The following is a 15,230-nucleotide window of genomic DNA, read 5'->3' as shown; positions in this document are numbered from 1 at the left end:
TTACCGATATAAAGAAATGGGTATGTTTTTCTTTGAGGAGAAACACACAGCAAAACTAGAGGAGGGGAACGAATGACCAGAAGGATATTGCACGCACTGTTAGCGTTAGTCATGATGCTGACCGTGATTCCGTTTTATCCGATGGGCGTAGGTGCAGCTAGTAGCGGGAATAACTTTATATTTGAAAATCTCCCTGAGATCGTTAATTACAAGTATCTATCTCTTGAGGGAACATTAAATCAGGTTTCTCCCATTGGCGTTAGTTACACGGTAACACCGAAAAACGGAACAGAGGGTCCACAAAAGACGACGGGAGTTATCGTTTCAGATGACGGTAGACGGATTCGTGTTGCAAACATTGAATTGTTCCCAGGTGAAAATACAATTACGTTTCGTGGGAAGAATGGTGCTTCCGAGATAACTTCTTCGATTAAAGTGACCTATATTGATACGCCACTTTTGTATAACCTACAGTTCAAATCGGGTTCACAAAAACTACCTTTGAACGAACAAAATGCAACGGTTGTAACAAAGCGTTTTACAACTAGTAACGACATTTTTACAATTGAGGGGAATGCTCCTAACGTTACAAAGGTAATCGTGGAAAGCGACGGAGACTCACGTTCAGCATTTGTAAATGAATCAGCAGATAACTACTTTATTATCAGTCAGTTGAAATTAAAAAAAGGAAAGAACGTCCTTACATTCAAATTGACCAATAAAGATCAGGTTATTGAATCAAAACGAGAAGTCATTTATTTTGATGGATCAGCTACTTTTTTTGATACAAAAGTATCCGTACCTGATTCAACAGGTAAAGTAAATGATTATGATTTAAAAGATTTTCCAATGATCTTGTCTCAAGGTACACCACAGCCTGCTGACTTTACCTTCACAGGTGATTTGATGATACCTGTGGACAGTAGCTTTACTCCGGCTGCGAGTACAGTAGAAATTATGAAGGTTCGCTTCTTTGAAGGCAGCCTATCTGGTACTGCAAAGGCGAATATCACGTTCAAGGATGCAGAGTTAACCAAGCAGCCAGACGGGGCTGAGTATCATCATTACCGCTATACCTTTAAAGGTAATCAGTTACTTGAAGGAAATCCACCTGATGATCCAGCAGCACCAAAGCCAGGAGCACCAGCAGTATTCCCATTTGAGATTGGCAAGCGCTACACAGTGGCGATGGATGGATTTAATCCAGTGCAGTCAAATAAAGAGGCTTCTAGCGTATACGATACAAACAGCGATTTTGGCTATACCATCAAGGATGACAGCAAGTTCCAAATTACAGGTGCAGAGTATATCCAATCGGACAAAATACCGACCGGAAATGACGAAGGTAATAAATTTGATGCGAATACTACCATCAATAAATTGCCATTCTCAATTGCTCTATTAACTAAAAATCTAGGTGCTGTTAATAAAATCACCGTTCATGCGATTGGACAAGGCGGTGGTAAAGTTCCAGTTACTGTTAGTCCCGCTACGGGAACAATTCGCGGTGAGCGTCTCTGGTTCACAATTAGAGAATTGCCAGTTAATGGGACACAAACGCTAGAGATTGAGGTTGAAGGCACAACTGGTAATGATAGTTATTCCATTCAAGTGACATCAGCTTCTGGACCTGTTCAAGAATTTTCCAAGATTAAAGACGGTCAGGTTTTTGATTATGATCCAACGATTACTGGTTACGAAGACAAGCTGGTTTCTAGTATGAAAGAATTTGAGGGTACCGTTAGCAATGTAGAGCTTGATGCAGCTAGCTATACAAACGGTACGATCAAGCTGACTTTGAATAACAGCGATATTCCTTTAGAACCAAAAGGTGACAACTATCACTTTAAAATGAAATCTGGTACAAAGGTTAGCTTTATTGAAGGTCAAAATACCTTGGTCTTCAAGTACAAAAAAGGCAATGTCCTGTACGAAAAAACGTACAAAATTACACTGCTATCCAATAACTATCCTGAAATTCCAAAAGGCGGTACGGAAGGTATCTACCCTTATGCAACAGAGAAGCCTTCTAAAGACAATCGCTTTACTGGAAAAGACGGAGTGTATACAACTAAAGAAAAGAAAATGAATATCTTTGGTACTTTTGATTTTATTGATCTGCCAGATTCAACTGCCGGTATCGAAGCCAGACTTAATGATATGGAGAAAGATATTGAAGCTGGTAATGAACCAAAATATGTACTTGAAATCAAGTCTTCTGATGATAAGTATGACAAAAAATGGATTTTAGGAAAGAACAAATTATTAATTGATGGAAAAGACACTTGGGGAAGCAAAGAAGTCGACAATTTGGAAGTTAAGTATTTGAAGGACAAAAAATACTTTACGTTCATTCTATCGAATATTGAATTACCTAAGGATGGCACAAAACTAGTTTATACCTTTACTGTCTACAATAACGGGGTAAATGGTACTTCCAAATCAACTGCTCGCTTAGAAGTTCGTGCGCCAGGCTTAATGTATGACATTGTTCGACCTATCCTGCCACGTCAAGCAACCTTGAATCAAAACTTTGTTGAAGTAGTAATTGATGCACCAGGAGCGGATAGTATTACATTTGGCAAAAATAATGTTGCGACAAAAGTGGACTATGACAGCGATATGGACGGAAAAATTGATTACCCGAACGCCTTTAGAGCGGTCATTACAGATCTAAAACCTAACAAGGCGAACAAAATTAGCTTTACGGTGAAGAGTGCTAACGGCGATGTCGTAAATGATTCGTTCGAGGTATTCTATGCACTAAGTACTATCCCAGGCGCGCAACATATGGCACCAATGACTGCGAAAACGAATATTTTCGAAAAGCAGTTAAACCTGACATTCCCGAAAGATACGTATCTGGTTCGCTACGATTATAACGTACCAGAGAATTTGAGAGGTCAAGTCTTCAAGGGCCATAACATCCTATACGGAATTTCTAACAAAGAGGATGGCGTTGTTGACCGTTTTGATTATCTACAAGAAAGACCGAAAAACTTTGATGATGTGATTAAGGACTTGGGTCGTGATTTCGAGCATTCCTTTGATACACATTTTGTAAAAGCATCGAATGTATTCTGGATGGATGCAGGTTTAGCTGATGATCCAGGTACAAAGGAAGACTATGATCCGTATCCATATGGTATGCTACCAATCATGCCACGTGCGTTAACAGATAGCCTGAAGCTGTATAATTTCAACGATGTTCCTGTAAATCGCGTGCTTGTACCAAACAAACGCGGTACGTTAGAGCTTGCATACGATGCGAATGTTGTTTCGGATGCAGCTAATCATCTAACCGTAATGAGATATGACCCGAACAAGTTCTTCTGGGAAAATCTTGGCGGTAAGGTGAATGTGAGCAAGAAAACGATCACGGTTCCATTTGATAAGTTTGGCTATTATGTAGTAGCTAAGCTAAACGATTCCTTTGTAGATGTTGTGACTCATCAATATGCACGCAACCAAGTAGAAGCAATGTTTGCTAAAGGAGTTATTAAAGCGGATAACGAAGTGGAATTTAAGCCAGATACAGAAACGACACGTGGTGAATTTACAGCGATGATCGTGCGTGCCTTGCAGCTTCCATTAGTAGAAAAGCCGCCAAGTCAGTCGTTTGTGGATGTACCGTTTGATTACAATGGTACTCAGAAGTACGACTACCGTCACATTGAAACAGCAGCGCGTTTGGGAATCGTTCGCGGTAAAGAACCGAAGATTTTCGAACCAAATAGTAAAATTACTCGTGAAGAGGTTGCCGTTATTTTAGCGCGTGCGTTGAAATTAAAAACGGAAACCAACGCAGCAAAAACAACTGCAAACTTAACAAAATTGTTCAAGGATGCACCATTGGTTGATCGATATGCAGCTCCTGCTGTAGTGGAAATCGCCAAGAAAAAACTGATCATCGGTTCTCCAGTAGATCCGATTGACCCGAAACAAGGTTATATATTTGAGCCGAAAGCTAACATGCTTCGCGGTGATGCAGCTATCTTGATGGCTCGTGTCATGGCAATGCAAAAACTGATTCCGGCTGTTGCTGAAGTCAAGTAGGAACTGGATGAAACAAAAGCGAAAACCTTCCTGGCCATTCTGGTTACAAGGAAGGTTTTCTGCTAATCACAGGGGAGGACGTTGTATGAAAGGATTGAAGTTAGTTGCCTTATCTGCCGCATTGCTTGCGATTGGAGGCACAACCGTTTTCGCGGCAACTCAAGTAGTGAGTCCATATGGGCAAGAGGGAAACTACCAAAAGGTAGCCTTGACGGTAGATCGTTCCCCCATTAACGAGCGTGGAATTGTAATAGACGGCAAGGTATATGTTCCGGTTGAACCGTTGCAAAATTTGCGTAAATTAGCTTACTTGAAGGATGATGCCACTTTTGTAACACATCTGTTCTTTGGGGGAGCAGGGGGTTCCGCGGCTCTTACTCAGGAAGCTCAACGCGTAATGGGGAATAAAGATGTTCTAAACACCTTAATGCAAAGCATTCCCTACGAATCCAAGAATTACCATTCGGGCATGATGCTCCAGGATTTACAGAACATTGCCTCGCTAGCATCCCAGATGAAAAAGACAACGGATACGTTAAATAAAGCGATCTACAGTAAATTAAATCAAAATGTTACTCCTAACGTGGGTATGCTAAAACAGACGTATACGTATGCAACAGTTCCGATCGAAATTATGCGGGATCGGATGGAGGCTTTGTCTGATGAAATGGGAGACAAATTAAGTAAAAGTGATAGACGGAGAATGGATGACGTCATTGAATTGCTAAATGATGCAGTAAAATATAAGCAAAAATCAGTACGTACTTTTGAGGATTGGCTGGAAAGCTCTGATGAGGACGATTTAGAAGACATGCGTGATTATGAAAAGGATGCCAATAAATACATTGATGAAGCCATTAAGTATTTAAATGGATTTGACGCTAAAAAACCAGGTAAAAAATATTCCAACAACTTGCGAGATAGTGTGTTGGAATGGATTCGTAAAACAAATAAATAAGCAACAGACAGGCGCGGCTCTTAACGAGTGGCGCCTGTATTTTTATCACTTAGTAGTCTCATTTGCAACACCTCCTCTATATCCCCGACCTGAAGTACAAACTGTCTAATTTCTTGATGATCCACCCCATGCCTTTCAGCCTGTTCTTTCAAGGCTCTGAGATTAATCCCAAACTTTCCTGGCTTTTCAGGATGAACCAGCAAATCTCCTAATGTGACAGTAAGTCCTAATAAATCTGGATCGAAGTCTTCTGCTTCTTTTCTTTGAAAAGGGGCTGTAATCGGTATATAAGCTCGCTCTTTGTTCCAATCAAGTTCGGTTTCCCGAAAAGTAATGACATACCAGAGAGGAGCTAAATGATTTTCTAAGTAGTCGTAATAAACATTGATTTTCATGATGTAAATATCCTTTCCCGGGAAACGTTTCGTGTTTTCCCCGTAAGCATCCATCTTTTTCAGGAATTTGCCTGCTTTTGAAAAGCTTAAACATGTAATACCTTTGCCAAGTAAACCACCATGGTGACAGTAATACAACTAAAAAAGTCGAGAGTAACACCGCATGAGTTCATTAAAACGGTCTATGCTCAGTCCGTTTACCCTGATACAAGTTCAGAGCTTATGAATTTGAATTTAGAAAATTTTTACAATTTCCTAATACTAGCTTTGTCTAAAATTCACATTACCATTTTATAATAACAGTGAGAATGATCGTAAAAGTTTCATTTTTTGAAAAAATCCTACCAAATGATCATGTAAAAAGTGAAACTCTACCATATAGTGAAAATACCAGAATATTTTTTCCTATTTTTCTGAAATAGGGAATATACTGGCAGATCTCATTATCGTTATTTTTCAAAAAAATGATCCAAAAGGAGTGAATGAATTGTCACAGCGAAAAAGGCATTTGAAATGGTTGAATGTTTTCATGGTTCTCTGTATGGTATGTTCATTTAGCCTACCAGCTGCTGTACAAGCGGCAGACACATCGGAAGTGCAAGAAGAAGTCGCATCCCAAGAAGTAGTAACATCTCAAGAAGAAATAACACCCCAAGAAGTGATTGAACATGTAAAACAAAAGAAGGTGAAGGTGAGGGATGTATCTGCGGTCAATGGGGAGATGACAATCACGTTATCTGATATCCCAGAAGATACGCCGGAACCAGGGAATTTTCAGCTTTCAGTCAAAGAGAACATCTTTGAAGGGTGGTCTTCATTAGAAGCGACTGACTTCGTTTGGGATGAATCTAATAAAACTGCCCGTGTCCATTTTGAATCAATAAAAGGCGGAGAGCTGGATAAACGGGTGACTGTGCGTGTTGAGGCGTACGGCTCGAAAAAAACAGCAAAACCATTTCTTGTACAGGCTACCTCTAGCAAAGTGTTTGCTGTTAAGATAAACAACCTAGCAGACGATAATATCCTAGAGATCGATTCTGCTTTAGATGGAAGTCTAACTTTGAAAGCGGTTGCAATTGATAGTAGAGGAAGAGAGATTGAAGGAAAAGTAGTGAATTGGAGTTCTTCAGACAGGCGAGTCGCTACAGTGAATGAAGATGGTGTGGTTACAGCAAAAGCAATTGGACTAGCCATTATCCAAGCGGAGGTAGATCATCGAATTGCACTGTTTCCAGTCGTAGTAAAGAAGCCTGGTCCATCCATCACCTTGTCTACTAGTAGCATACATGAATCGGATGCTAATGATGGAGGTGTTGCCGACTCACTTCTAGTAGAGCTTCATCATGCCAAGTTCCTGCCTCTGTTTTTTAAATCAAGCGTACAAGTAAAAGGCTTACCAGAGGGACTCAGCTATACAGCTAAGCTGGAAGGAGATGATCGACTTAGAATCACCTTCTCGGGGAAAGCTGTGAGACATGAGGCTAAAGACAGCGTTGATCATGTGTACGTAATTGTGAAGCATGATATGGTATTTGGTGCTATTACTCATTTAGTTTCACCAGAATTTTCCATAAATTTCAAAGATTCCAAAAACGAAAAAGCACCTATGTACTTGGATGCGAAGCTAGATGAACATAATAAACGAATTACCTTACGTTTTGATGAAGAAATTACCTCGGCTGTTTCCGAGGACGCGTTACGTGGGGCCATTCAAATAGCAAGAGACGGAAGTGACTTCGCTCCTCTTAAAGAAGGGGATCATGTTTCCTTTGATGGGCAAAAACTAATCGTTTCATTGGCTCAAGGTCTACGAGGAAGCGATAATAAGATTCGTCTTCAAGCCAATACGATTCAAAATGTAGCTGGTAATCGGTTAACAGAAGAAGTTGTATCGGAGTCGTTGGTAGCTAGTATTGCTACGATCGCAGATTTGAAACAACGAGTAAATGAAGTTGTAACTCTCCAAGGTATCGTAACAGCGGATAACGCTTCGATTGGCGGAGGAAAGCTGTCCACGTATATACAGGACGAGACAGCAGGTATTAATTTGTTTGCAAGTAAATGGGCCAGTTATCCAGATGTAAAAGAAGGAGATTTGGTTCAAGTAACAGGTAAAATTGTTGTTTATAAAAATTTGACAGAAATTACCCCAGAAACATCAGCGGATATCGTGGTGATAAGCACAGGGAATCATGTGCCTGAAGCAAAATCCTTGACAGTAGCCCAACTTAATGAAGTAGCTCTAGCGGAAAAATACGAAGGAATGCTGATCTCCTCACAAGTATATTTACTATCCGTTCCGAGCAGTGAATCTGGTGGGGGCTATAACTTACGTATGATTGATGAGAATTTCCAAGGGATTACAGTTCGTGTTATGAAAGAGAGCGTAGACGTAGCACAGCTCACGGCAGGTCAGTGGTATCAAGTGGAGGGTGTTTTAGCTCAATATAATGAACTGTATCAAATACTTCCACGTAAACAAACGGATTTGAACTTATTACAGGATCAACCGCCAGCTCCTCAGCCAGGAGAAGCTTTTCCTTCTGTTGTGAAGGATGTGGTGGATGGCGATACGATTCACTTGTCTCAGCCGGTTCTTGGGGTAGATACGGTTCGATTTGTAAATATGGATACGGCGGAAACCTACCATATGAAAGATCCTAATTTTGACTATACCAAGGTTTACAACGGTACAGACGATAGCAGTAAAGATAAAAACCAAAAAGCTCATGGAGAACGTGCTAAACACCATTTAAAAAAATTAATAGCTCCAGGGGACTCGATTACGATTAAACCAGCGTCCACGCCCATTGATGCATACGGTCGTCTTTTAGCAGAAGTAATTCTTGCAGATGGTCGCAACGTTAATTTGGAAATGGTGAGAGATGGATATGCCAGCATGTATATCATCTGGCCAGTCAAGGATGAGACATTTAAGCAGTACTCTAAAGCCGTCAAGGAAGCAAAACAAGCAGGAATTGGTATTTGGAATGCACAAGACCCGTTGACTGAATTACCGTTTGAATTCCGTGCTCGTGAACAGAAAAAGACACTAAGCCGTCCTGTTGGCGATGCTAGTACAAAAACCTATGTACAGCCTTTCGATTTTCAGAAGGTTGCTGTAGAAAATCGTCTGTTCTTTAATAGTACGCAAGAAGCAGAACAAGCTGGTTATACTTCGGCACCTACTGACGAAAAAAATAGCTTGTTAACCATTCGTCAATTACCAGACAAAACCCCGATCGTGACAGCTACAGGTGTGGTAAGTACGGTTTCAGACAGTCGAAACAGTTTTTATATACAAGATGACAAAGCAGGTATTCTGGTATTCCAACCTGCTACACAAACTCCAGTGAAACCAGGAGATATGATTACCATTTCAAAAGGCTTGAAAGATACGTACAACGGAGAAGTAGAAATTATGCAAGCCGAATTCTCGATCACAGGTACGTTCACTGAACCTCAAGCTATTTCTGTAGAAGCAAACCAACTAGTAGACAAGCAGGGAATGCTGGTTCGCTTGGCAGAAGCAACCGTTTCACAGGTTTCCCCTAGTAAGCTTGTAGTGACGACCTCGACTGGTTCAATCGAAGTTTTTTTAGGGAAGTACGGCGTCAGCTTGCCTGAATTACGTGAAAAAGACGTGGTGGATGTAACTGGAATTGCTTCTATCTTTAAAAGCACCGCTCAGGTATACCCACGATCTGTAAAAGATATTGTTATTTTACGCAGTGGACTTACTGATGTAGATCGAGTTGCCGCAGATAAAGCTTCTCTGTCCGTAGGAGATGAGAGTGGCACAGTTCGTACTGATGTGATTTTGCCTACCAGTGGTGCTTATGGATCGGCAATTACCTGGGTATCTGATCAACCAGCTATTATTTCGGAGCAAGGAAAAGTAACTCGCCCAGCAAAGGGTTCGCCAGATGCAAAAGTGACCTTAACAGCTACCCTCAAAAAAGGGACCAGCAGTGATACGAAAATGTTCTTGCTTACCGTACCTGCTCAAACAATCACGGACGAGGAAGCAGTAGAGACAGTGAAAGCAAGTTTGAACGTAACCTATGATGGTACGGCTACAAGCGTTTCTTTACCAAAGATGGGTGCAAACAATGTTTCGATCCAATGGAGTTTGCAGGACAACGCCCATTCAACCATCGTGCAGATTGAAAACGGACATGTGAACAGAGCTGCTGTTTCTAAGGCCACAGACGTGGTGCTAATCGCTACTATTAAGTTAGGGTCTGCCCAATTACAGAAAGTATTTTCTATTAGAGTAACTCCTTTAGGGGATGTACCTGTTGTTCATCCGATTACAGCAGCAGACACGCAAATAACTGGCACAGCTAAGCCGGGAACAGACGTTACAATTCGTACAGGAACGATATTAGTAGGCACTGGCAAGGTAGACCAGCTAGGAGCTTTCAATGTGAAAATTCCAGCGCAGCCAGTGGGAACTGTACTCGAAATCATTGCCAGCAATTCAGCAACTCAGTATGAGAGTGAAGCAGTCTATGTATTGGTAACAGAATCAACAGGAGCACCAAGCATCATCAGTGTTGACGATATTACTGCTTCCGTACGAAAAGGAGCGAATTACACCTTACCTACGACCGTATTGGCCTCGATGAGCAATGGCAGTAAACAGCAAGTACCAGTAGGGAGCTGGAATCCGAATGTAGCAGATACAAGTAGCTTAGGAACATTCAGCTTTGAGGGAACAATCGAAGGGTATGCGCAAAAGGTTCGTTTAACATTGCAGGTGACAGAGGAGGAAGCGGGTCTGACAGTAGCTCAAGCCTTAGCTCTACCACAAGGTATAACAATTACACTTGAGGCGTACGTACAAACGGTTGAGCCAAATGCGCAATTTGCTGGTTATGGTATTTATCTTGCTGATCAACCAGGGGACGAGACTACGAATGCGCTGATCGTAAAATTTGTCAATGCAGACCGTAATGGACCGTATGCTGTGGCAAATGCTGCTGGTAAAAAAGTAAAAATCACTGGGATACTACATGATAAAGCGTATTTTAGCAAAAAAGGAATCGCCACCTATACACATATTCAGCTCGTACCATAACGATAAGGAGGAATCTACGATGTTTCGTTCATCTTATTTTCTAGCTAAGAAGGTTTGGAAGGGGGCTATTGTTCTTACACTAGCAGCTTCCACTTTGTTCACAAGTTCAGTATGGGCTGAAGGTCCTCAAGATTCAGCTCCGTTTATCTCTGCAAAGGGTACCCCTCTCGGCAAAAAGGTGTTATTTGACAATACGCATGGACAAACAGCAGGAGCGGCAGATTGGGTTATTGATGGTGGTTTCTCTGACTTTGCTAATGCGATTGCTCAAGCCGGCTATGATGTGAAGGAATTACGCAAATCAATGCCGATTGTATATGACGATCTGAAAGAATATGCTGTGTTTGTCATTGGTGAGGCCAACATTCCTTATAAAGTATCCGAACAAGCAGCAATGATTGAATTTGTAAAAAATGGCGGTAGTATCTTCTTTATTGGTGATCACTATAATGCGGATCGTAACAAGAATCGGTGGGATGCCTCTGAAGTGATGAATGGATATCGTCGTGGAGCGTGGACTGATCCGGCTAAAGGAATGAGTGACGCAGAGCGTAATTCTGAAGCAATGCAAGGGGTAGCTAGCTCCGATTGGCTGGCTGATAACTTTGGCATTAGGTTTCGCTACAATGCGCTTGGAGATATAAATGCAAATAACATTGTGAGCCCTGCGCAAGCTTTAGGAATTACAGAAGGTGTGTCTAGCGTAGCAATGCACGCGGGTAGTACACTTGCTATTGTTGAGCCGACAAAAGCGAAAGGAATCGTTTATTTGCCAAAAACGAATGCGAAATGGGCAAATTCTGTTGATAAAGGTGTATATAAAGGCGGTGGAGTGGAGGAAGGACCGTATGTAGCCATCGCTAAGCTTGGAAAAGGTAAAGCTGCTTTCATTGGTGACTCCTCTCCGGTAGAAGATGCTACACCGAAGTATCTACGTGAGGAAAATGGTCAAAAGAAGAAAACCTATGATGGTTTCAAAGAGCAAGACGACGCTGTGCTACTTATTAACCTAATAAATTGGTTAGCCAAACAAGAGAATTACGAAAACCTTCAACAGGTGCAAGGCTTAAAGCTGGATACGATGACCCCGCTCATTACGACTGGTCCAGAAAATGAAATACCTTCCCAAACGATTGAACCACAAAAAGAGCCATGGTCAGCTCCTGCCGCTGGTTATAAATGGTGGGATCCTAGTACTTTTGCTAAGGGTTCTTACGGAAAATAAAAATTGTCACAAAAAATCTCCTACTGTTGGTGGGAGATTTTTTGTACGATTAGAGAGGAGAAAAAATACTCCAAACGCTTGGTGAAGTTCGACTCCTACTTTTTTCTAAAAATGAGTAACTTGAACAAAAAAACATCTAAGGAGATAAGCAAAATGCTTCAATTTACTGAACAAGAAAAACAAGGCGTGTATAAAGCGATTGAAGGGAGACGGGATATTCGAAGTTTTTTGAAGACACCATTACCTGAAGATGCTATTCAACGAATTTTAGAAGCGGGGCATCATGCTCCTTCTGTTGGTTTTATGCAACCATGGAATTTTATAATGGTCACAGAGCAAGAAATCAAAGATAAGCTAGCTTATGCTGCAGACAAAGAACGACGTGCACTGGCTATTCATTATGAAGGTACAGATCGAAGTGATCGTTTTATGGGGATCAAAGTTCAAGGGCTACAAGAAGCTCCCCTGACCATCTGTATTACAAATGATCCGACGCGGGGAGGTGCGCACGTCCTTGGTCGTAATTCAATTCCAGAAACGGATGTCTTGTCAGTAGCATGTGCGATTCAAAATATGTGGTTGGCTAGCTGTGCAGAAGGAATTGCACTTGGATGGGTTAGCTTTTATAAGAAAGCCGATGTTCGTGAAATCCTGGGAATACCTCCACACATTGAACCAGTGGCCTTACTTTCACTAGGTTATACAAATGAGTACCCAGACCGTCCGTTATTGGAAGTTCTTCAATGGGAGAAACGGCGTAATTTGCAGGAATTAATTTTTCAAAACGAGTGGGGCGTACAAAAATAAAGATGTAATGGCAACCAAGTCTTTGGATACTAGAGCGGTCTTAATTATAAGAATTAGAATGTACGTTAGGTTCTTGTTTAGTAAAAAAGAAGCCAGGATTTATATCCCGGCTTCTTTTTTGTATCTATTAGTGAGGCACAGCGATTAGCTGAAAAGCAAATAAAACGCCAAATAGATAGACCAAAGGATGAACTTGACGCCAGTTACCTCTTAGAATTTTCATCAGTGGGTATGAAATAAACCCTAGTGAGATCCCAGTAGCGATACTGGAGGTAAGCGGCATGCTCAACAAAACCAAGAAAGCAGGAAAAGCTTCATCGGGTAACTCCCAATTAATGTGACGAACACTGCCAACCATCAATGAGCCAACGATAATGAGCGAAGGAGCGGTGATCGCAGACAATCCTGATACAGAGCTAATTAATGGACCAAAAAAAGCACCAATTCCGAGTAACAGGGCAATAAATACGGCAGTAAGTCCGGTACGACCGCCAGCAGCAACACCAGCAGCAGATTCTACATAAGCAGAAGTAGGAGATGTTCCTAGCATGGAACCGAATAAAGTAGCGACAGAATCTGATAACAGGGCACGCTCAGCTCTTGGAAGCTTATTATCTTTCATAAGCCCTGCTTGTTCAGCTACTCCAAGGACTGTACCAGTCGTATCAAACAGTGTAACAAGTAAAAAAGAGAATACTACTGAATATAGACCATAATGAAGGACATCTCCAAAGGCTGTTACAGGATTTGAGACAAGGATTCCCTCAGGAAGTGTAGGCATAGCGATAAAACCGTTTGTAAATTGAAGTTGGCCTGTTAGAAAAGCGATTAGACCAGTAAGAATCATTCCAAAAAATAAAGCCCCATTTATATTCAGTGAGTAAAATATTAGGGTAATCAAAAGACCGATTAGAGCTAGTACGACAGAAGGAGAATGTAGATCACCTAATGCAACCAAATTGCTTGGATGAGCGGTGATTAACCCACTCATACGTAATCCTAAGAACGCAATAAAAAGTCCAATCCCAGCAGTAATGGCATACTTTAAATTACTAGGGATGGCCTCAATTAATTTTGAGCGCAAAGGCGTAAGGGAGAGGATGACAAATAATATCCCTGCCACAAATACAGCTGAAAAAGCAATATGGTAATCAAGTCCTTGATTTGTTTTTACAACCGAATAAGCAAAATATGCATTCAAACCCATTGCAGGTGCAATTGCTATAGGATAGTTTGCATAAAGTCCCATGATAAGTGTTCCGATCATGGCTGCTATTACTGTTGCCGTGAAGCTTTGTTGGAAAGGAACGCCCGCATCTAATAAGATGAGAGGATTGACAACCATGATATAAGCCATTGTAAAAAATGTAGTAAACCCCGCAGTTAACTCTTTTTTGAATGAGGATTTATGTTTTTCTAGTTGAAACAAGTAGAACAGCCCCCTAAATCCGAATATTAAATTCAATAAAATAGATATTATACGTAATTTATCGTTTGTGCAAGATGAGGAGCGTTATTTTGTGAAAATCATTTATGATAAATCCAGTGACCATAGAATCAGATGTTTATTTATGGTAAAGCAATTGACTAAACCATCAATTGGAGCTAGCAATTATCGTAATAAATTTATATGATAAGTGTAGTGTAACAATTGATTTTGTGGATTATTCTAGAGCGACTTTTTCAAGTCGCTCTTTTTTAGTTTTTTTGCTTAGGGATAGATAGCAATTCTTTACACAAGTTTTTTGTAAAGAAAATTTTAAAAAACCATTGACTATACTGAATTGTGTGTGGTAGACTAAATCTCGTTCCCAAGAAATACATAATAAAATTGTATATGGCCCGTTGGTGAAGCGGTTTAACACAGCAGCCTTTCACGCTGTCATACAGGGGTTCGAATCCCCTACGGGTCACCATTTCTTCATTAAAATATATGGATTAGATTTCTGGTTTTTTTTGAAGAAAGATTTTTAGGGAGCTGTGGTGAAGTTGGAGTTCACGCCGGTCTGTCACACCGGAGGTCGCGGGTTCGAGTCCCGTCAGCTCCGCCATCTTTTTTGAAAAGCTTCATATCCTTAATTTGCCGGTGTAGCTCAATTGGTAGAGCACCTGACTTGTAATCAGGGGGTTGTGGGTTCAAGTCCTATCGCCGGCACCATATTGAGAGCCATTAGCTCAGTTGGTAGAGCATCTGACTTTTAATCAGAGGGTCGAAGGTTCGAGTCCTTCATGGCTCACCATTTTTACATGTATAAATTTAATTTTTAATGTGCCCTTAGCTCAGCTGGATAGAGCGTTTGACTACGAATCAAAAGGTCGGGAGTTCGAATCTCTCAGGGCACGCCATCATGACGGGAAGTAGCTCAGCTTGGTAGAGTACTTGGTTTGGGACCAAGGTGTCGCAGGTTCGAATCCTGTCTTCCCGACCATTAAAATGAATTGGTGCTATGTCTCAGTAGCTCAGCTGGATAGAGCAACCGCCTTCTAAGCGGTCGGTCGGGAGTTCAAGTCTCTCCTGAGACGCCACTCCTTCTAAAAATAGAAGGTACAAAAAAGCGGGCTAGGAAAAAGGTTGACAAACAAGTTTGATTGTGGAATAATACTGAATTGTACTTTAAAAATGATCTTTGAAAACTGAACAGTAAAATGTTTGATAGAAACACTAGCCAAGCAAGTTTTGAAGCTTTGATCAAGAACTACTTTAAT

The 15,230-nt window shown here is 41.1% G+C and carries 7 protein-coding genes, 7 tRNA genes and 1 rRNA gene (1 of these 15 cut by a window edge); 13 read left to right on the top strand and 2 right to left on the bottom strand.

Going from position 1 to position 15,230, the window contains the following annotated elements:
- The first annotated feature begins 72 nt into the window (after positions 1-72).
- Positions 73-4,056, top strand: coding sequence for an S-layer homology domain-containing protein (locus BrL25_RS03455; protein ID WP_018673581.1), 3,984 nt, complete (start codon positions 73-75; stop codon positions 4,054-4,056).
- 85 nt (positions 4,057-4,141) lie between these two features.
- On the top strand, positions 4,142-5,014 hold the full coding sequence (locus BrL25_RS03450) for a hypothetical protein (protein ID WP_018673580.1): 873 nt from the start codon (positions 4,142-4,144) through the stop codon (positions 5,012-5,014).
- A gap of 20 nt (positions 5,015-5,034) precedes the next feature.
- Here the strand turns inward: BrL25_RS03450 and BrL25_RS03445 are convergent, their stop codons facing one another.
- On the bottom strand, positions 5,035-5,409 hold the full coding sequence (locus BrL25_RS03445; RefSeq protein WP_236847743.1) for a hypothetical protein: 375 nt from the start codon (positions 5,407-5,409) through the stop codon (positions 5,035-5,037).
- A gap of 487 nt (positions 5,410-5,896) precedes the next feature.
- Here BrL25_RS03445 and BrL25_RS03440 point away from each other — a divergent pair, with 487 nt between their 5' ends.
- The 3 genes from BrL25_RS03440 to bluB all read left to right on the top strand — a co-directional run bounded on the left by BrL25_RS03440 (position 5,897) and on the right by bluB (position 12,524).
- Positions 5,897-10,492, top strand: a complete 4,596-nt coding sequence (locus tag BrL25_RS03440) for an immunoglobulin-like domain-containing protein (protein WP_018673578.1) — start codon at positions 5,897-5,899, stop codon at positions 10,490-10,492.
- A 19-nt stretch (positions 10,493-10,511) separates the two neighbouring features.
- Positions 10,512-11,717, top strand: a complete 1,206-nt coding sequence (locus BrL25_RS03435) for a hypothetical protein (RefSeq protein ID WP_018673577.1) — start codon at positions 10,512-10,514, stop codon at positions 11,715-11,717.
- Between the two features lie 153 nt (positions 11,718-11,870).
- Positions 11,871-12,524 carry a 5,6-dimethylbenzimidazole synthase gene (gene bluB, locus BrL25_RS03430; protein ID WP_018673576.1) on the top strand — a complete coding sequence of 218 codons (654 nt, stop codon included), beginning with the start codon at positions 11,871-11,873 and terminating at the stop codon, positions 12,522-12,524.
- A 127-nt stretch (positions 12,525-12,651) separates the two neighbouring features.
- On the opposite strand, the gene BrL25_RS03425 is transcribed toward bluB, so the two are convergent.
- Entirely contained in the window at positions 12,652-13,953 is a 1,302-nt protein-coding gene (locus BrL25_RS03425) for an NCS2 family permease (RefSeq protein ID WP_018673575.1), read from the bottom strand.
- A 410-nt stretch (positions 13,954-14,363) separates the two neighbouring features.
- On the opposite strand from BrL25_RS03425, the gene BrL25_RS03420 reads away from it, so the two are divergent.
- The 8 genes from BrL25_RS03420 to BrL25_RS03385 form a co-directional block, all read left to right on the top strand.
- Positions 14,364-14,440 (top strand) — tRNA-Glu (locus BrL25_RS03420).
- A gap of 58 nt (positions 14,441-14,498) precedes the next feature.
- Positions 14,499-14,575: transfer RNA gene (locus tag BrL25_RS03415), tRNA-Asp, on the top strand.
- 31 nt (positions 14,576-14,606) lie between these two features.
- Positions 14,607-14,682, top strand: a tRNA-Thr gene (locus BrL25_RS03410).
- A gap of 6 nt (positions 14,683-14,688) precedes the next feature.
- A tRNA-Lys gene (locus BrL25_RS03405) sits at positions 14,689-14,764 on the top strand.
- Between the two features lie 29 nt (positions 14,765-14,793).
- Positions 14,794-14,870, top strand: a tRNA-Arg gene (locus BrL25_RS03400).
- A 6-nt stretch (positions 14,871-14,876) separates the two neighbouring features.
- Positions 14,877-14,953, top strand: a tRNA-Pro gene (locus BrL25_RS03395).
- Positions 14,954-14,973: 20 nt separating this feature from the next.
- Positions 14,974-15,050 (top strand) — tRNA-Arg (locus BrL25_RS03390).
- 175 nt (positions 15,051-15,225) lie between these two features.
- A 16S ribosomal RNA gene (locus BrL25_RS03385) occupies positions 15,226-15,230 on the top strand; it runs 1,531 nt beyond the window's last position.

Origin of the sequence: Brevibacillus laterosporus DSM 25, from assembly GCF_002706795.1 — a bacterium.
GTDB classification, from domain to species: domain Bacteria; phylum Bacillota; class Bacilli; order Brevibacillales; family Brevibacillaceae; genus Brevibacillus_B; species Brevibacillus_B laterosporus.
The sequence above is the reverse complement of the archived record's forward strand: the minus strand, read 5'-3'. Positions and strand labels throughout refer to the sequence as shown.

Excerpts from the sequence above, each read along its gene's own strand:
- BrL25_RS03455 (WP_018673581.1), top strand. The coding sequence starts at position 73 with ATGACCAGAAGGATATTGCACGCACTGTTAGCGTTAGTCATGATGCTG.
- BrL25_RS03450 (WP_018673580.1), top strand. The coding sequence starts at position 4,142 with ATGAAAGGATTGAAGTTAGTTGCCTTATCTGCCGCATTGCTTGCGATT.
- BrL25_RS03445 (WP_236847743.1), bottom strand. The coding sequence starts at position 5,409 with ATGAAAATCAATGTTTATTACGACTACTTAGAAAATCATTTAGCTCCT.
- BrL25_RS03435 (WP_018673577.1), top strand. The coding sequence starts at position 10,512 with ATGTTTCGTTCATCTTATTTTCTAGCTAAGAAGGTTTGGAAGGGGGCT.
- bluB (WP_018673576.1), top strand. The coding sequence starts at position 11,871 with ATGCTTCAATTTACTGAACAAGAAAAACAAGGCGTGTATAAAGCGATT.